The sequence below is a fragment of the Metamycoplasma alkalescens genome (genome assembly GCF_900476125.1).
Classification (GTDB): Bacteria; Bacillota_I; Bacilli_A; order Mycoplasmatales; family Metamycoplasmataceae; genus Metamycoplasma; species Metamycoplasma alkalescens.
Map to the genome: position 1 here is coordinate 321,993 of NZ_LS991949.1, position 19,625 is coordinate 341,617.

A 19,625-nucleotide genomic window follows, 5' to 3' on the forward strand; every position below is an offset into this window, starting at 1 on the left:
TTATATTTAAGACAAAAGGAGGTAAAAAATGACAATTTATTTATATGGAAAAATTGTCCATGTAAGCACAAACTATCTAATTTTGGATCATAATGGAATGGGTGAATTAATTTATGTCCCACAAATTGATCGATTTAAAGTTGGTGATATTAAAAAAATTTTCATTTCGCAAATTATTAATGAATATAATAAAGTGACGTATGGATTTGAAAATTTTAAAGAAATGGTTATTTTTGAAGATTTAATTACCTTACAAGGATTAGGACCAAAAACAGCAATTTCAATTTTAAATGTTGGTTGAGAAAATATTATTAATTTTATTGCTAATTCTAAAAAAGAAGAGTTAACAAAGATTCCTTATGTTTCTTCAAAAATTGCCAATGCAATTTTATTATCTTTTAAAGATAAATATGCAAAATTTTTATCAAAAATTAATGCTGAAGAATTAGAAAAATTTAATAAAGTAATTAAAGAAAATTCATATCTAAAAGAATTTGAAGAAACAATGAAAATGTTAGGTTTTAAAACAAGTCAAATCAAATTAGCACTTGATCATATTGAATTAACAAATAATATTGAAGAATGTGTTGAAAATGCAATTCGAATAATTAGCCAAAAACAAAATGAAACAAGAATTCAGAGTTAATAATTTTGATGATTTTGTTGGACAAAATAAAATTACTTCGACACTAAAAGTTATGATTAATTCCGCAATTAAACAAACCAAACCGATTGATCATCTTTTATTTTATGGACCTCCTGGATTAGGAAAAACAACACTTGCCCAAATTGTTGCAAATGAAATCAAGGCAAATATCATTTATGTTCAAGGACCATTAATTCAAAAAAAGAGTGATATCTTAACTTTGTTTTCATCACTAAATGAAAATGATATTATCTTTATTGATGAAATTCATGGAATTAATAAAAATGTTGAAGAATTACTTTATTCAGCAATTGAAGATTATGTCATAGATTTACCTGTCGGGGTTGAGGGTGATATGAAAATAATGCGTTTAAATCTAAAAAAATTTTCTTTAATTGGTGCAACAACAAAATTTAATTTAGTTTCAAATCCCTTAAAAGATCGATTTGGGTATATTGGAAAATTACTGCCTTATACTATTGAAGAAATTCAAACAATAATTATCAATTCAGCAAAAAGAAATAACATCAAAATCACAAATAAAGCAATTGAAGAAATATCTCTAAATTGCCGCGCAACTCCAAGAATAGCAAATAATTTATTAAAAAGAGTTTATGATTTTGCTTTATTTAAAAACTATAAAATAATTGATGAAAATTTAGTTAAAGAAGCTTTTAATTATTTAGATGTTTACCCTGGTGGACTAAATCTTTTTCAAATTGAATATCTTAAGATTCTTAAAAATATTTTTAAAAATAAGAGTGCTTCTTTGGACACAATAAGTTCAATTTTAAAAGATGACAAAATTACAATCATTAATGATTTAGAACCAATATTATTAATAAAAAAATTTATTGAAAAAACCTCCCGGGGACGCAAAATAACAAAAGAAGGTCTTGAATACTTAGTTCAAATAAATAAATAATTCTAGAAAAATTTTAATTGAAATTAAATTGTTGAAATAGGTGAATATCTTATAAAAAAGATAACAATTATTATATAATTGTATCCATGAATAAAAAAAATAAAGTAGCCCCTGCGATAAAATGAGTATTTAGTATTTTTATTCTTTTATTTATGATCTTAGCAATTATTTTTGGATCATTATTTTATTTAAGTCCTAACTTAAAGAAAAATAATCCAGTGAATGATGGTCATGTAAATTCAAGAATTCTTCTAAAAATTCAAAAAGATAATTACCAAACTAGTTCAAAAAGAGAGCTTGCTCCAAATAAAATTGCTGATATAGTTAAAGACTATTTGCAAGAAAAAGATGATAAATTAACATCAAATTTTGATGTTAATTTAGTGTCAAACGATCAAATTGAAGTTAAAAGTTTATTAGCAACAAATGAAAAGAAACAAGAACAGCTTATTAATACTTTGGTAAAAAAACCATATCTAACAATTACAGATCATACAGGAACACCACTTTTTTACAAAGGAAAATTTCAAGGTAATCTTGAAACAGTCCATGGATTAGATGAACTTATTAAAGAAGGTTCACAAAACTTTAATATGGACTTAGATGCTAACCCAGCAAGTGATAAAATTCCAGAAGGTTATGCAGATCGCATTCAAATTAAATTAAATAATCATGCATGGGATCAATTTACACATTTAGCATTTCATTATTATATTCGTTCACTTCAAAATCAAAACCAAGATTTTGAAGATCCTCAAAACAAAGTTTATTTTTGATTAAATCTTGATGAATTTGTTCAAAATGCAATGCAAAATGACAAAGAAAATTGGGATGCTGCACAAAAAAATCCAGTTAACTATGCATATGTTGGTCATAAACCTAAAGAAGAAATTGAAAAAGACAAAGATGGTAATGTTATCAAGAGTTTAAAACCTTTTTTAAAAAATTCTATTAACGCTCAAAAATATTTAATTTCATCAGCTTCTCCAATTTCTTTAATTTCATCCAAAAAAAGAGATTCAATCTTTTATTTAATTAATAATAGTCCAAATGGATACTCAAATAAGCAGTTAACATCCTTAATTAATTTTTCATACACTCCATTCATTTTGGAAAAAGAAAAAGCAGAATTTGGAAATAAAAATTCAATCCAATTTGATTCATATATTTTAGCAATCACAATTATATTCATAGCAATGTCTGCTTTTCTTGTGATCAAGCACCGTTTATTAGGTGTAATTTCAGTGGTTGCAATGGCATTTCTTTTATTCGTATTATTAACAATCATCACCGCATTCGGGGTTATAATCAATTCTTTAATTGCCTTGACAATAATTTTTATCTTAGTTGTTTTATTCAATTTGATTGCCAAAAAATTACAAATTTTTAACAAAGAAATTAAAGAAGGTTCAAATACAAATAAAGCAATTAATAAAGCAACAAAAAAATCACTTTTAACAGGATTAGACATACTTGCTGTTTTGGGAATTGGGGCAATAATATCCTTTTATTTAAACATAAATCATTCAGCAACAATCGGCGCAATTATTGGAATAAGTTGTTTATTAATAGCAATCATAATCATTGGTTTCAATACACTGATTCTAAGATCAACAATTCAAACTGAATTTTTTGAATTAAAAAGATATTTATTATTAAAAACTTCTTCGAAAGAGATGAAATGAACAAATAAAATCAATATTTTCTTCAAAGCAAAATTCTTTATTATTCCTTTAATATTAATTTTATTTGCTGCTTTAATAACTTATAGTGTTTTTGCAATCAAAGAAAATTCTGCATATGCTGGATTTAATATCAAAAATTATTTTAATTTTGAATTTATAAACCAAACAATTAATTTAGCAGATACAAATGTTAATTATTTATTAAGCTGAACAGTATTACTAATTGTCTTAATTAATTTAGCAATTTTAATTTATATTTCATTTAGATATTCAATTCAAGTAAGTTGCATTTATTTAGTCAAACAACTATTAGCAACTAGTTTACTAATTTCATTTTTCTTAATATTTAGAATTAAAATTGACAATTTTATTTTTGATGCTTTATTAATAATTTCATTTATTAATATTCTTAGCACAACTATTGATTCTTCAAGAATAAATTCTGAATTTAAAAAAGATATTAATACTAAAAACTTTATTTACAAAGAAGAACAAATTAAAGATATCTTTCAAACAATGATAACTGATTCATTCCTAATTCAAAATATTAATTTATTAATTGGAATCACAATCTTAATATCATCACCATTTTTATTAGTAAGTATATCTTTTAATGCAATTTTAGCGCTTGGTGGTGGAATAATTATCATATGATATTTAGATTTATTCATAATCCCAAAAATATGATCATCACTTCTAATTAAAAAATATCAAAAGAAACAAAAAAGAATTGAAAATAATTATTGAAAAACAGAAAAAATTGCAGAACAAACATTTATTGGAATCAATGATTTTTCAATCTAAAAATAAGGGGTGCAAATATGTTCAATAAATTAAAGGGAACAAAAGATATTTTTGGTCAAGAAGCAAAAATTTTAAATTTTATTCGCCAAAGTTTTGAAAAAGTAAGTCTAAGATATAACTTTGAATTTATTGAAACACCAATTATTGAAGATTATAATCTTTTTGTTCGGGCAACTGGGGAAACTAGTGATATTGTTACAAAAGAAATGTATGTTTTTAAAGATAATGGTAATCGTACAATCAGTTTGCGTCCCGAAGGGACTGCTTCAGTAATTCGAGCTTTTGTTGAAAACAAAATTAATAATTTAACAAATTCAAAATTTTATTATTTTGGACCAATGTTTCGGTATGAAAGACCACAAAAAGGTCGTTATAGACAATTCATTCAAGGTGGTATTGAATTAATTGAAAAAAAATCTGTTTTAGCAAATTTTGAAATTATTAAACTTGCACATGATTTTTTGAAAGAATTAAAAATTGATGAGTTTGTTTTAGAAATTAATAATTTAGGATCATTTGAAACAAGAAATAATTACATTGCTGAATTAAAAAAATATTTCTTAACATATCAAAACCAATTGAATGAAATTTCAAAATTGCGTCTTGAAAAAAATGTGCTAAGAATTCTTGATGACAAAGATGAAAGTGAAAAAGATTTTGTCAAAAATGCACCAAAATTAATTGATTTTTTAACAAATAAAGAAAAGCATGATTTTGAATCATTACTTAATTTTTTAGATAAATTTAAAATTAAATACACATTAAATCCATATCTAGTTCGTGGTCTTGATTATTATAATGATATTGTTTTTGAATTTGTATCAACATCTAAAGCACTAGGAACAAAATCTACCATTTTGGGTGGGGGTAGATATGATGGTATGATTCAATCTTTTGGCGGACCAAATATTGACTCAATTGGATTTGCCTTTGGCGTTGATCGGATTGCTGAAATAATTGCATTTAATTTTGATAAATATAAAAATCTTGAAAATGATTTAGAAATTTTAATCGCTTATTTAAATGAAAATGAATTTAATTCAATTTTAGAAATTGCTTATGATTTACGGCAAGAATTTAAAGTTGAATTAATCAATGAAAAAATTGATGTTACAAAATTATTCAAAAAAAATTATCAATTAAAACCCAAAATCTTAATTTTTAAAGAATTAAATGCAAGGGGAAATGAGATTAAAATCAAAACAATGAAAAAAGAAGTTGTTTTTGAATATAAAAATATTGATGATTTTAAAAAGAAAATAAAGGAATTGCTATAAATGAAAACAAATTATTGCTCAAATTTAAATATCAATGATTTAAACAAAGAAATTGAGCTTTTTGGCTGAATTGCAAATAAAAGAAAATTTAAAAATCAAATGTTTGTTGACTTACGAGACTCAAGTGGTATCATTCAATTAGTTTTTAATAATATTTCTGATCCACTTTTAACAAAGGAAACATGTTTGTTTGTAAAAGGTAAAGTTTTAAAAAGAATTGAAACAAATAATCAACTTAAATCAGGTGAAATTGAAATTTTAGTTTCAGAATATAAAATTCTAAACCATGCTAAACAAATTCCTTTTGAAATCAATGATGATAAATTAAACTCAGCCAATGAAGATCTTCGTTTGGAATATCGTTTTTTAGACTTACGAAATGAAAAAGTTTTAAACAACTTAAAAATCAGACACAAACTAGCGCTACACATAAGAAATTTTTTTGATAAAAAGAATTTTGTTGAGATTGAAACACCTATTTTAGCAAAATCTACACCCGAAGGAGCGAGAGATTATTTAGTTCCAACAAGAAAAAAGGGTAAATTTTTTGCTTTACCACAATCTCCGCAATTATTTAAACAATTACTAATGGCAGGGGGGGTTGAAAAATACTTTCAATTAGCTCGTGTTTTTCGGGATGAAGATTTAAGAAAAGACCGCCAACCTGAATTTACACAATTAGACCTTGAAATGTCATTTGCAAACCAAGAAGATATTTTCTTACTTTGTGAGGAATTATGAGTTGAAACACTAGGTAAATTAGGTTTTCAAATTGCACCAAAATTTCCAAGAATGGATTTTGAATTTGCGCTAAAAAATTATGGAACTGATAAGCCAGATACAAGATATGAGTTTTTAATCAAAGATTATTCAAATCAATTTAAAACTTTATTTGGAAAAGAATATGTTAAGGCAATTATTTTTGATCGCGATGTAAATAAAAATATCAAATTGATTGAAGAAATTTTTTATAAAAACGGTGGTGAATTTTTTGAAGTTCTTGATCTAAGCTGTGCAACATGTCATGTGGGAACAAACTTAGCAAAAACAAAAGAAGCAACTTCATTCAAACAATCATATGCCTTAATTGCAGCTGGAAATGATGAAGAAAGCACCCTTAAAGCACTTGGAGCAATTCGAACATTATTAAATGAACTATATCAATTAGCAAACCCTGAACAACTAAACTTTTTATGGATAGTAAATTGACCGATGTTTGAATATAACAAAGAAGAAAAAAAATATGTTCCAGCTCATCATCCTTTTACGCAATTTGAAGAAAATACCTTGAAATATTTAGAAACAAAGGAATTTGAAAAAGTTAAGGCCAAATCTTATGATTTAGTTCTAAATGGTTTTGAATTAGGTTCAGGTTCAATCCGAATCTTTGATTTGGAAACACAAAAAATAATGTTTGATATTTTAGAAATCTCTGAAAAAGAACAAAAATCAAGATTTGGTTTCTTTCTAAAATCATTTGAATATGGTTTGCCGCCACATTGTGGGATTGCATTTGGAATTGAAAGACTTTTAATGATTCTCACAAAATCTTCATCAATTCGGGATGTAATTGCTTTCCCTAAAAATGCTAAGGGAACTGATTTATTAACATCAGCCCCATCAGAAATAACATCTGAACAACTACTAGAATATCATCTAGAAATAAAAAAATAAAGGAGTAATTATATAATATAGATATGACTTGATTTTTAGTTATTATGCTTTTAATATTTTCATTAGGAGTAATTGGAATTTCATTTATGATGGCCCCAGATTCAAACAGTTTTAGTGGGGCTTTGGTTGGAAGTAGTGATTTAGATCTATTTAAAATTTCAAAAGAACGGGGCATTAAAAAAGTTCTAAAATGATCGATGATTTTATTAGGAATTTTAATTTTTATTTTTGCAATTATCTTACGTGTTGTTTTACAATAAAGGAATAAATGAAATACGAAAATAAAAATATTGATAATCTAAACAAAGAAGAAATTCTTAAATTCATTCAAAATAATCATTTGGGGTCAAGTTTTTTAGAGATTGTTAAAAAATTAAAAATTCAACCAACATTAAATTCGCAACTATCAATTTTTTTAAAGCAATTGATTGATGAAGAAAAAATTGAAATAAATCGTGAGCAAAAGTATCTTCCAATTTTTTATTTGAAAACTGTCAAAAAACCAATTGCAATCACCAATAAAAGACTTGGTTTTATTGATCTAGAAGAAAGTGATCATAAAAAAAATAAAGCTGCAATTTTATTTCCCTTTCAAATAAGAAATCTTTTAAATGGTGATCTTGTTGAAGCAAAAATTTTTTATTACTATAATGAAAAAAATGAAATTCTATACAAAGCAAAAATAACTAAATTAATTGAACATAAAAAAAATATTATTACTGGAATTATTACTAAAAATTTAAAAAATCATTTTGTATTTGAAGCAATTAATGATAAAGATAAAGCTAATTTTGAAATCATTAATTACATTCATATTCCTAAAAATATTACTGAAAAAGATCTTGTTGAAGTAGAGATTTTAGAACCAAATAATAAATTTGTTGCCATCAAATTCAAAAAAATTCTTGATCGGGTTGATAATTTTGATTATCCATTTAAAAAGATTTTTTCTGAAAATGAAATTGAACTTAATTTTCCAACTGAAGTTTTAGAAAAAGCAAAAAAATTACCACAAAGTGTTTCAGAAAATGAAATTAAAAAGCGGCATGATCTAAGAAATTTATTAACTGTAACAATTGATGGACTCGATACAAAAGATTTTGATGATGCAATTTCTTGTTATACATTAGCAAATAAAAATACAAAACTATTTATTCATATTGCTGATGTTTCATATTATGTGGAAGAAAATGATGAAATTGATAAAGAAGCACTAAGAAGAGGGACATCAATTTATTTGCCTGACAAAGTAATTCCAATGTTACCTTTTGAATTATCAAATGGGATTTGTTCGCTTAATCCACATGTTGATCGGTGCACGATTACGCTTGAACTTGAAATTGATTCACAAGGAAAAAATGTTGACACAAAAATTTATGAAAGTGTTATTAATTCTAACTATCGTTTAACATACAATGAAGTTAATGATTATTTTAATAACAAAATCAATTTACCAAATGAAATTAAAAATATTTTAGATTCTTCACGAAGCATTTCATCCATCATAAGAAAAAATAAATTATTAGAAGGTTATGTAAATTTTGAAATAAAAGAACCAAAAATTATTATTCAAGATAATAAAGTAATTGATATTAAATTACGTGAAGAGGGTGAAAGTGAGAACATGATTGAGGATTTCATGGTTCGTGCCAATGAAACAATTGCTGCAATGATGCATGCGAAAAAAATTCCATCAATTTATCGTATTCATGATAAACCTTCGGATGAAAAATTACTTGAATTACAAGAATTAATTAAATTTGCAAACTTAAAAGATATTGCTGTTCCTTTTGATGGTGAACCCTTAAGTTTTGCAAAAATGGTGGAAAAAATTAAAACAAGAAAACTTGATGAATATATGAAAAGCGCACTCTTAAAAACAATGCAAAAAGCAATATATTCCTCAAAAAATATTGGTCATTTTGGACTTGCTTCAAAATTTTATTCACATTTTACATCACCAATAAGAAGATATCCCGATCTTTTATTGCATCGTTTAATTAAAAAATATCTATTTACAAACAAGGAATTTAGTGAAGATGAATTTAAGCAATTAAACACAAAAATTGAAGAAATAGCGCAATTAAATTCTGAAAGTGAAAAAATTGCAATGAGTGTTGAAAGAGATATTGTTGATATAAGAAAAGCTGAATTTTTTGAAGAATTAAAAAATAAAATTTTTAATGCAACATTGATATCAATTGAAAAATTCGGAGTTTTTTTAAATATTTATCAATACCAAACAAGTGTTTTAATTCATTTTGATGAACTTGATGATGAAATTAAAAAAATTTCAAATTTTGAAGCTAAAGGAAAAAAATATCATTTCAAGGTTGGCAAAGAGTACAAAATTCAAATTCTTGGAATTGAAAGAATTAAAGGAAACATTAATGCTAAATTGTGTTAGTGTTTTTTTATTCATTTATAATTTTAGTTATGCCAAAATTAATTGTAAAAAACAAATTTGCAAAATCTGATTATCAGATTCATAGCACATATGAAGCTGGCATTTCACTATTAGGTTGAGAAGTAAAAAGTTTGCGCGCAAAAAATGCAAAGTTAGATAATGCATTTTGTACAATTAGCAAAAAAAATGAAATTTGGCTTAACAACATGCATATTTCACAATATATGCTAGTAAAAGGTGAATTAGATCGCTCAAGAAAATTATTAATGCATAAAAATGAAATTTTAAAAATAAAAAATAATCTTGATCGTTTATCACTAATCATTATTCCACTTAGCATATACTGAAGCAATAATTACATTAAATTAGAAATTGCTTTAGCTAAAAAACTAAAGAAATATGACAAACGTGAAAAAATTAAAAAAGAAGAACTAAAAAAAGCCTTAAAAAACCAATATTAATTTTTTTGGGGATGTAATGGCATCGACAGGCATCTAAGTGTTTTTGTGGCAGTGGTCTTGTAAACCATAATACTTTCTAGGCTTTTTAAATGCAAACTTAGAAAAAAAACAAAAAGAATTCTACATGACAAACGTGATGTTGAATCAAGCAAACCCAGTTTACGCTTAATTAGTAATTGGTCGAAATTTTATGATGGCCCGTTATAAAATTTTGTTGTGAGGGCTTTTTGGTTTAGTGAAATTCAGTTAATAACTAAACGACATTGATAGCTGAAACTTATTATTTTTTTTGTTAGTTTTTAATTAATAAGTTTTTAAAAAAAATTAACTAAACTGTAGAAATAAAACATAAGGGTGTTTGGACCGGGGTTCAATTCCCCGCATCTCCACCATTTGTTAAATAAAAACACCAAAAAAATAAAACTTAATCGTATAGCATTTTTTTAAAATAAAAACCAATGCAAAATTTTTATTGGGCATTGGTTTTTTGGTTTTTTAAGCAATTAAATTCATATTATCTAATAAAATTTTGATTACATTATATAATGTAATGTAACTATATTTAATTTTGAATTAAACTTAAGGAGAAAAATAAAATTATATGGCTGTAAGACTAGTAATTAATCACCCAGATGGTTGGGCTGTTAAAAACCCAAAAGGCAAAAAAGCACTTAGAGTTTTCAAAACCCAAAAAGAAGCAATGGAATATGCCAAATCATTAAAAGACACAACATCAATTAATGTCCAAAGTAAAGTGGGTTCTTTTAGAAAAGCATAATATGACAATCATTTTAGATGGTAAAAAAACTAAAGAAAAAATTCAAAAAAAAATTCAATTAACAATAAATAACATTCCCCAAGAAAAATTACCAATTCTTGGAATTTTGCAAGTTGGAAATTTAGAGGAATCAAACCTCTATATCAAACATAAATTAAACATCGCGCACAGCTTAGGAATAAAAACCAAATTTATTAAATTACCCCAGGATGCGCAAAAAAAAGCAATTATTTCTGCAATAAAAATTTTAAATAGACAAACAACAGGATTCATTATTCAACTTCCAATTCAAACAACAAAAATAAAAAATCTTGACCAAATTTTAAACAAAATAAAAAAGCAAAAAGATATTGATGGCTTAACAAAGCATAACCAAAACACAAATTTTGTTTCAAATCCCAAATCATTTTTGCCCGCAACTGCCCTGGGAATTATTTGTTTATTAAATGAATATAAAATTGATTTTGTAAAAATGAATATTGGTGTCATTGGACAAAGCAAAATTGTTGGCAAACCGCTTGCAAATTATTTTGAACAAATTGGTGCCAAAGTTAGAAGATATGATCTTAATACGCCAAAAAATGATTTACATTACAACGATTTAATTGTTGTTGCAACTGGTAATCGAGGTTGTTTGGATAACATCCCCCTAAAAAACAATGTAATTATCATTGATGTGGGAATTCACCGCCTAGAAAGTGGTAAAATTGTTGGTGATGTGGATATTAATAAAATTAAAGAAAATATTGCTTTTTTAACCCCTGTTCCAGGAGGTGTTGGACCAATGACAATCATTGGTTTAATCCTAAATTTAATCAAAGCTTATGATTTGCAAAATAAAACTCAAATTTATAAAAAAATAATTTCTTAGTTTTTATTTCTCATTTTTTCTTATCCTAAAAAAGATAAGAAAATTTTTTTTATAATTATTTTTCTAGTAAAATAAATTAACACTTTTTTAATATTGAAAGGAAATTTAGATTATGGTAATAGGAATTAGTGGCATGATTGCGGCTGGAAAAAGTTCGTTAGCAAAAAAATTAAACCAACATTACCCAAATTCAATGATTTTGCATGAATTTGATGATAATGATGAAGTTTTTAATACATTTTTAAAATGATTATATGAAAAAAGACCAAATTTGACAATCGGATTTCAAAGTTATATTATTGAAAATCACTCTGATAAATTTGCAAATATCTTCAAAGAATTACAAACAAAAGAAAATAAGGACCGACATTTATTTTTGGATCGTTTTTCGGTTGAGCATTATATTTTTGCAAAAATAATTTTGGAGCAAAAAAATAAAAAATATCTTGAAGCTTATGATGCGTTATTTTCAAAATTAATCACCAAAGAAGAGCTTCCTGAATTAGTGATATTTTTAAACATTAATTTTAATACTTTTAAAAAACGAATTTTTGAACGGGGTCGCAAAGAAGAAATTGAAAACTGAGATCTAAATTTCGAATATTTTAAAAATTTACATGAAAATTATTATAAAATGTTTAAAACATTAGCAGATCGTTTTCAACTTAATTTTAAAACAATTGAGACTGATGAATTAAGTGAAGAAGATGTGTTTAAACAAGTAATAAAAATTATTGATGAAGAGGAAAAACTATGCCAAATGAGGCAATTGATCCAAGAATAGATAAAATTCTTTTTACCAAAGAAGAACTAGAGAAAAAAATTTATGAATTAAGTAATTGAGTAAATCAAACATACGCAAATTCTTCTGAGTTAATTGTTGTTGGACTTCTTAAGGGTTGCCTTCCTTTCTATGCCCAATTAATTAAAAATATCAATATTGATTTAATTACTGATTTTATGATTGCTAGTTCATATGATGGAACCCTAAAATCTTCAGGTAATGTCAAAATAATTTTAGATTTAGTTACAAATATCGAAGGTAAAGATGTTTTATTAGTTGAAGACATTGTTGACACCGGGCGAACAATATCCAAAACTGTTTCAATCTTAAAATCAAGAAATCCAAAGTCGCTAAGAGTTATTACACTCCTAAATAAACCAAGTGGTCGAGTTGTTGAATTTGAACCTGATAAATTTGGTTTTTTAATTGAAGAAGAAGATGACTTCGTTGTTGGTTTTGGTTTTGATTTAGAAGAAAAAATGCGCCAATTCCCATATATTGGAACAATCAAAAAAACATCTTAAAATTTCTTAAATAGTAGAATAAAAAACTTTTTTAATCATTTTTGTTTGGTTAAAAGAGTTTTTTTATTTTAATAATTTAATTTCAATTAAATTTAAAAGATCTATTTTTTTAAAAAAGATTGCTTCTTTTGAATATTTAAATTCCATCTTAGTTTATAATCAACTTTTTTAAAATATATTATGAAAACTAATATAATTATTTTTATGATTGAAATTAAGAATCTTAGTTATAAATATCCTGGTTCAAAAAAACTTGCACTTGATAATATCAACTTGACGATTGAAGATGGTCAATATGTTGCAATTTTAGGTCACAATGGTTCAGGAAAAAGCACATTTTCAAAGTTACTTGCAGCAATTTATAAAGCAACATCTGGAAAAATCATCATCGATGGTTTAGAAATAAATTCCGAAAATTTAACGCAAATAAGAAAACTTATTGGAATTGTTTATCAAAATCCTGATAATCAATTCATTGGTTCAACAGTTGAAGATGACATTGCTTTTGGTCTGGAAAATAAGCAAATTGAACATAATGAGATGGAAGCAATAATTAAAAAATATGCCAAGGAAGTTGGGATGCTTAAATTTTTGGAACATGAACCCCAAAATTTATCAGGAGGGCAAAAACAAAGAGTTGCAATTGCTTCAACTTTAGCACTAAATCCAAAAATTATTCTTCTTGACGAAATCACATCAATGTTAGATCCACGGGGAAGAAATGATATTTATAAAATTATTCATAATCTTCATCAAACAACTAATAAAACAATAATTTCAATCACCCATGATATGGATGAAGCTTTATTGGCTGATAAACTAATTGTTTTTTCAAACGGCAATGTTGTTGCGCAGGGAAAGCCAATTGAAATTTTAAATGATAAAAAAATTATTGAAATTGCCAAAATTGATTCACCGTTTATTTATAAACTAAGTGAAATGCTTAATGGGATTGAACCAACTTATGATCCAAATAAGCTATTGGAGACTTTATGCAAATTGAAATTAAAGTAAACAATATTACAAAAGAATACAACAAAGGTTTCCCAACCTATATTAAAGTTTTGGATAATGTTTCAGTTCAAATTAAAGAAGGTGAAGCAATTTCAATTATTGGCCCAACTGGATCAGGTAAAACAACTTTAATTGAACATTTTAATGCTTTGTTGCTTCCAGATACTGGTTCATTAAATTTTTTAAATATTCCGATTACAAAAAAAATTAAAAAACCAAAAAAACCAAAGCAAAAAAATTTTGATAACATTGAAGATTTTAATGCGCAGTATGATTTATATTTAAAAAAACTAGAAGATTACAAAAATCTAAATAAAAAAGAAAGAGTAGAAATTGTTTATACTGACATCAATATTGTCAAAACAAAAAAAAGAATTAAAAACATTAAGGCATTAAGAAAACAAGTTGGTGTTGTTTTTCAGTTTGCTGAGTATCAACTCTTTGAATCAACAATTGAAAAAGATATTATTTTTGGTGCTATTTCAATGGGGATTAAAAAAGATAAGGCCAAAGAATTAGCAGCTAAATACATTCAAATGGTCGGATTACCACTTGATTATTTACAAAGAAGTCCCTTTAATTTATCAGGAGGGCAAAAAAGAAGAGTTGCTTTAGCTGGAATCTTGGCAATGGAACCAAAATTTTTAGTTCTTGATGAACCAACAGCCGGTTTAGATCCACAAGGCGTTGAAGAAATGCTGCAATTATTTCATGACTTATATAAAAATGGGACAACAATCATTATTGTGACCCATGATCTTGATAATGCTTTAAAATGAACAAATCGAACGCTATTTGTCAAAGATGGAAAAATTATTCAAGATGGCAATACATATGAGATATTAAGCAATAATCAATTATTAATTGAAAATGATTTAATACCAACAAGACTATTATCTTATGTTGATAGATTAAAAGAATGTGGTTTTAAAATTGCAAAAGTAACAAATATTGAAGAACTTGCAGAAGAGATAAATAAACAAATTAAAAAACAAAAAAAAGGTAATCAACATGAGTAAAACAATTATTGGAAGATATATCAATCTTGATACACCAATTCATAAATTGGATCCAAGACTAAAATTTCTTGCAAATATTTTATTTATTGTACTTTTTTTTATTTCGCCACATTATATTACATTAGGAATTTTGATCTTATTTAGTATGGTTTTGTATTGCATTACAACAAAATCAATTAAATCAGTGTTTAAAAAATTAAAACTTCCTTTATATATTGCAATTTTTTTATTAATAATAAATATGCTTACTGTCAAAGGGGCAGTGATGTATTATGATGCTCACAACTATGTGCCTCTTCCCTCGGATCTTCGGCCTGATGCATATATCATTCACCGGGGAAAATTGTTTATTAATGTTGTTTATTTTGCTCCAAAAAATGATGTAAATTATGTTTTTCAATTAAACCTTTTTTCAATTCATCGAACATTTGCAATTTTTCTAAGAATCTATGGCGTGATTTTAATTACAACAATTTTAACAGTTTCAACAAAACCAATTTTGTTAACTAAAGCTATTAATGATTTATTATACCCTCTAAAACTAATTAAAATTCCAACTGAAATTATTACGATGATTATTTCAATTGCCTTAAGATTCATTCCAACACTAATGGAAGAATCAGGTCGGATCATGAAAGCACAATCAAGTCGGGGTGTTGATTTTAAAAATGGAAATTTTAAAGATAAAATAAGAGCTTTTATTGTGTTATTAATTCCTTTATTTGTTTCATCATTCAATAAAGCAAATGATTTAGCAGATGCAATGACTTCAAGAGGATATGAACCTTATTCAAAAAGAACACATTATCGTCAACTTATTCCAAACTGAAAAGATCTTTTAGCAACACTTATTTTATTAGCTTTTACTTTGCTTGTTATTATTTCTTTAATTAATAAAATCCCCTTACCTTCATGATGAATTGCAACATTTCAAAAAGTATAGATTATGGAAGAAAAAGAAATAAAAATTAAAAATCAGATCATTGAATTACAAAATCAAATTATTGAATGAGATAAACATTATTATGATTTTGATAATCCGGTTGTTACGGATGAAATTTATGATACAGCATATAATAAATTGAAAGCATATGAAAATCAGTATTCATATCTTTTTAGTCAAGAAGAACTTGAAAAATCGCCAACTAATCGCATCAATGCCCATGTTGCAAAAATCTTTAAAAAGATTCATCATAGTGAGCCGATGCTTTCTTTGAATAAAACATATACAATTGATGAAATTGAAAAATTTATGCAAAATATTGCAAAAATTACTAATAATTTTAGTTTTTTTATTGAACCAAAAATCGATGGTTTATCAATTGCAATCAAATATAAAAACGGTCGATTATTTCAAGCAATCACACGAGGTAATGGTGAAATTGGTGAAGATGTCACAAGTAATATTTTGCAAATCAAAAATATTCCCAAAAGAATTGATTACAAAAAAAACTTAGAAGTCCGTGGTGAAATTTTTTTACCAATTGATGAATTTAATCAAATTAATAAAAAACTAATTACCCAAAACAAACCAATTTTAGCAAATCCAAGAAATGCTGCTTCTGGTACAATTCGGCAATTAAATCCAGAAATTGTCAAAGAAAGAAATTTATCATCGTTTTTATATTATATAGTTTCAGCTGCAGAACATAATATTCATACGATGGAAGAAGCATTTAATTTTTTAAATAAACTTGGTTTTAATACTTCATCACAAGCAAAAAAAGTTTCTAATTTAGAAGCAATCAAAAAATATATTGATGACTTTAAAAATATCAAAAAAGATTTAAACTATGAAACTGATGGAATTGTTATCAAACTCAACGAAATGAAATTGTATGATCAACTCGGATCAACATCAAAATTTCCACATTGGGCAATTGCTTTCAAATACGAACCAGATATTGCCATCACCACACTTAAAGATATTTTTATCACAATTGGTCGAACTGGTGTGGTTACTTATAATGCCTCATTAGAAGAAGTTGAACTATCAGGAACAAAGGTTACTTTTGCAACCTTAAATAATTTTGAATTTATTAAAAATCTAAATATTAACATTGGTGATGAAGTATATATCAAAAAATCAGGTGAAATTATTCCATGTGTAATTGGCGTTGCAAACAAAAAAAATCAAGCTGCTTTTGAACCATTTGAAAAATGTCCATATTGTCAAGAAAAGATATTTTTCAATGAAACAAAATTGGAACAATTTTGCCTAAATGAAAATTGTCCAGAAATCAAAATTAGAAAATTAATTCATTTTACTTCCAAAGAAGCACTTGATATTAATTCCTTAGGTGAAAAAAACATAATTTTTCTTAATAAACTTGGTTTCATTGAAAAAATTGAAGATATTTATAATTTAAAAAATCATAAAGATAAACTTATTGCACTGCAAGGATTTGGTGAAGTGTCGATAAATAAAATCATTGCATCAATTGAAGAATCAAAAGAAAAATCATTGGAAAAATTTATTTTTGGTTTCTCGATTCCTCTCGTTGGACAAAAAGCTGCGAAATTTATTGCTTCAAAATTATTAAAACTAGAAAATGTGCTAAATTTTGATTTTGGAATTTTTGCAACATTTCATGATTTTGGTGAAAAAATCACTTCAGCACTTATTACATGATTTAATAAAAAAGAAAATTTACAATTAATTAATAATTTGTTAGCAATGAATATCAATCCGCAATATCAAAACACAATTAAAACAAATATTTTGCAAGATATTTCATTTGTGATTACTGGGACATTATCAAAACCAAGAAGTCATTTTGAAAAAATTATTCTTGATAATGGTGGCCAAGTATTCTCATCAATTTCATCTAATATCAAATACTTATTAGCTGGTGAAAAAGCAGGAAGTAAACTTCAAAAAGCTAAAAAAAGTAATGTCACAATTATCAATGAAGATGAATTTAATCAATTAATAAAAAGTATTTAAAACTTCGAACCGAATTTGGTGATGAAGTTTTATTTTTTTTCAAATCAAAATTGGCAAACAACCAATTAAGCAAATAACAATTGGAATTTTAAATTTAATCACAATTGCAATTTCAAATAGCAAATCAAATAAAGTATCAATAAAACTAAGAATTTTTTCAATAAAAAAGTTAAATCTAAAAAAGATTAAAGTAAGAATATAGTTAACTGAAATTAAAGGAACTAATAAAATTTGGTTAAAAAATGAAAAAATATTATACTCCTCATGAAATGTATGAAGAATTAAAACTGAATAAAAATGTGCAACTATTATCACTAATAATGCTTTCAAATAAAAATTATAGTTTTTGAAAATAAAAATTGCAATAAGAATAAATAATGTAATTAAAAAAGACAAAATATATGAATATGAATAAATTACAAACGGATTAATTAAAGCAATAATCAAACCACATAAACTTAAAATTGTAATATTATTCAATTTATAATTCAAAATATGCTTATTTATAAAAATCAATAAAATAAAAAGCAAAGATCTTGCTGCACTAATCTTAAAATTCAAGATCACCAAATAAATTCCTAAAAAACCAATTGCAATCAAATCATCAAAAGGAATTTTTTTATTGATTTTTTTAAACAAAAAAACAATAAACAAATAGATTAAATTAAAATGAAAACCACTAATTGTAAAAAAATGAATAATATTTAAACTTACTAGTTTTTTATAAAGCAAACTATTGGGTTGTGATTTATTAAGAATAATAATATTCAGATATTCAATAACATTTTCATTTGCTGAATTACTAATTAAAAAGTTATTTTCTTTTCTTAAAAAATTCATTTCTTCAAGTTTTAACTTAAAAAATATTTGATTGCTAAAATTAAATAAATTTAAATTTTTTATTTTTTCTAATTTACCTTTGAGATAAAAAATATATGATCAATTATTTTCAAAATCAAAAGAATTATTTTTTAAAAAATTACTATTATCAACCATAAAATTAATATTCTTATATTTAAATAAGAAAAAATTTTTGTAATTTTTTTGCAAAATAAATTCATTAGCAATGACTTTATTTTCATATCCATTAAATATTATTTGATAAATTGCATAACTAAAAAATAATATACTAAACAAAGAAAAAAATAGAAGTCAAAATTTTAAATTAAAAAAATTTAAAAATAAAATGATTGCAAATAAACTAGCTGAAATAATAAAATCAATTTTTAAAAATAAATTAAGAGTTAAAAATGCAGCTAAACAAGTTGGAAGAAATAAATCTATATATCGATATTTTTTAATAGTATTGAATAAGTTTTTTCACCAATACCAGATAATTCTAAAATTTCTTTTCAATCCCTAATTTCTCTTTTTTTTAAATATGAATAAACTTTTTGGGCAAGATGTGATTTAATTCCTAATTCAACAAGTGTTTGATAACTAGTAATTTCATTTAATTTAAGCTTTTGATTTTTTAAAAAAGGAACATAAATTTTTTCATTATCTTTTAAGAGCTGATTTTTATCAAGATTTTGCAAATCTGCTTTTGATTTTAAAATTGCTTGGTTAAATAATTCTAAATAAGTGCTTCCTTTTTTAAATGAATATTCCCCCGGATACTCAATTGCACCATCAATTAAAACAGAAATATATTCTGAATCATTTTTTTGAACTTGATTATTTTGCTGCTTAATTATTTGATTTTTAACAACAATCGCTGTAATTAAAATTGTTGAAGAAAATAAAAATAAACCAGCTGCTAAAAAAAATTTTTTCTTATTAAATTTAATTTTCATACTTTAATTTTCA

At 25.0% G+C, this 19,625-nt stretch carries 18 protein-coding genes and 1 other RNA gene; 17 read left to right on the forward strand and 2 right to left on the reverse strand.

The genetic code is table 4. The features are described 5' to 3' along the window. Positions 1-28 precede the first annotated feature (28 nt). The 17 genes from ruvA (at position 29) to ligA (ending at position 17,816) form a co-directional block, all read left to right on the forward strand. Positions 29-646: a Holliday junction branch migration protein RuvA gene (gene ruvA / locus D2845_RS06220; protein ID WP_002880869.1), complete on the forward strand. Its 618-nt coding sequence runs from the start codon at positions 29-31 to the stop codon at positions 644-646. Then, on the forward strand, positions 624-1,571 hold the full coding sequence (ruvB, locus tag D2845_RS01400) for a Holliday junction branch migration DNA helicase RuvB (protein ID WP_002880867.1): 948 nt from the start codon (positions 624-626) through the stop codon (positions 1,569-1,571). The genes ruvA and ruvB overlap by 23 nt, the downstream gene beginning before the upstream one ends. Positions 1,572-1,657: 86 nt before the next feature. Then, complete coding sequence (gene secDF / locus D2845_RS06225; protein WP_110858245.1) at positions 1,658-4,060, forward strand: protein translocase subunit SecDF; 2,403 nt, start codon at positions 1,658-1,660, stop codon at positions 4,058-4,060. A gap of 17 nt (positions 4,061-4,077) precedes the next feature. Beyond that, positions 4,078-5,337, forward strand: coding sequence for a histidine--tRNA ligase (hisS, locus tag D2845_RS01410; protein WP_110858246.1), 1,260 nt, complete (start codon positions 4,078-4,080; stop codon positions 5,335-5,337). After that, on the forward strand, positions 5,338-7,011 hold the full coding sequence (gene aspS, locus D2845_RS06230) for an aspartate--tRNA ligase (protein ID WP_110858247.1): 1,674 nt from the start codon (positions 5,338-5,340) through the stop codon (positions 7,009-7,011). Between the two features lie 23 nt (positions 7,012-7,034). Continuing rightward, positions 7,035-7,271: a preprotein translocase subunit SecG gene (gene secG, locus D2845_RS06235; protein ID WP_002880860.1), complete on the forward strand. Its 237-nt coding sequence runs from the start codon at positions 7,035-7,037 to the stop codon at positions 7,269-7,271. Between the two features lie 8 nt (positions 7,272-7,279). Continuing rightward, complete coding sequence (rnr, locus tag D2845_RS01425) at positions 7,280-9,418, forward strand: ribonuclease R (RefSeq protein WP_110858248.1); 2,139 nt, start codon at positions 7,280-7,282, stop codon at positions 9,416-9,418. 29 nt (positions 9,419-9,447) lie between these two features. Continuing rightward, the gene (gene smpB, locus D2845_RS01430) at positions 9,448-9,879 is read left to right on the forward strand and encodes an SsrA-binding protein SmpB (RefSeq protein WP_002880855.1); all 432 of its coding nucleotides are present in this window, start codon (positions 9,448-9,450) and stop codon (positions 9,877-9,879) included. 7 nt (positions 9,880-9,886) lie between these two features. Continuing rightward, positions 9,887-10,271, forward strand: a transfer-messenger RNA (tmRNA) gene (gene ssrA / locus D2845_RS01435). 209 nt (positions 10,272-10,480) lie between these two features. Then, complete coding sequence (locus D2845_RS01440) at positions 10,481-10,657, forward strand: DUF2188 domain-containing protein (protein WP_110858249.1); 177 nt, start codon at positions 10,481-10,483, stop codon at positions 10,655-10,657. Between the two features lies 1 nt (position 10,658). Beyond that, complete coding sequence (locus D2845_RS01445; RefSeq protein ID WP_110858250.1) at positions 10,659-11,528, forward strand: bifunctional 5,10-methylenetetrahydrofolate dehydrogenase/5,10-methenyltetrahydrofolate cyclohydrolase; 870 nt, start codon at positions 10,659-10,661, stop codon at positions 11,526-11,528. 112 nt (positions 11,529-11,640) lie between these two features. Beyond that, positions 11,641-12,312 (forward strand): deoxynucleoside kinase, encoded by a 672-nt coding sequence (locus D2845_RS01450; RefSeq protein ID WP_110858251.1) that lies wholly within the window; start codon positions 11,641-11,643, stop codon positions 12,310-12,312. Continuing rightward, positions 12,282-12,836, forward strand: a complete 555-nt coding sequence (hpt, locus tag D2845_RS01455) for a hypoxanthine phosphoribosyltransferase (RefSeq protein ID WP_110858252.1) — start codon at positions 12,282-12,284, stop codon at positions 12,834-12,836. The genes D2845_RS01450 and hpt overlap by 31 nt, the downstream gene beginning before the upstream one ends. A 204-nt stretch (positions 12,837-13,040) precedes the next feature. Continuing rightward, the gene (locus D2845_RS01460) at positions 13,041-13,850 is read left to right on the forward strand and encodes an energy-coupling factor transporter ATPase (RefSeq protein ID WP_002880839.1); all 810 of its coding nucleotides are present in this window, start codon (positions 13,041-13,043) and stop codon (positions 13,848-13,850) included. Continuing rightward, on the forward strand, positions 13,829-14,869 hold the full coding sequence (locus tag D2845_RS01465) for an ATP-binding cassette domain-containing protein (RefSeq protein WP_197712583.1): 1,041 nt from the start codon (positions 13,829-13,831) through the stop codon (positions 14,867-14,869). Before D2845_RS01460 ends, D2845_RS01465 begins: the two co-directional genes overlap by 22 nt. Continuing rightward, positions 14,862-15,812 (forward strand): energy-coupling factor transporter transmembrane component T family protein, encoded by a 951-nt coding sequence (locus D2845_RS01470; RefSeq protein ID WP_002880836.1) that lies wholly within the window; start codon positions 14,862-14,864, stop codon positions 15,810-15,812. The genes D2845_RS01465 and D2845_RS01470 overlap by 8 nt, the downstream gene beginning before the upstream one ends. Before the next feature lie 3 nt (positions 15,813-15,815). Further along, on the forward strand, positions 15,816-17,816 hold the full coding sequence (gene ligA, locus D2845_RS01475) for an NAD-dependent DNA ligase LigA (protein WP_110858253.1): 2,001 nt from the start codon (positions 15,816-15,818) through the stop codon (positions 17,814-17,816). Here ligA and D2845_RS01480 read toward each other — a convergent pair. Then, positions 17,799-19,172, reverse strand: coding sequence for an MAG0480 family ComEC-like protein (locus tag D2845_RS01480; RefSeq protein ID WP_110858254.1), 1,374 nt, complete (start codon positions 19,170-19,172; stop codon positions 17,799-17,801). The genes ligA and D2845_RS01480 overlap by 18 nt on opposite strands. Further along, positions 19,097-19,612, reverse strand: coding sequence for an MAG0490 family ComEA-like DNA-binding protein (locus D2845_RS01485; protein WP_002880830.1), 516 nt, complete (start codon positions 19,610-19,612; stop codon positions 19,097-19,099). Before D2845_RS01485 ends, D2845_RS01480 begins: the two co-directional genes overlap by 76 nt. Positions 19,613-19,625 lie beyond the last annotated feature (13 nt).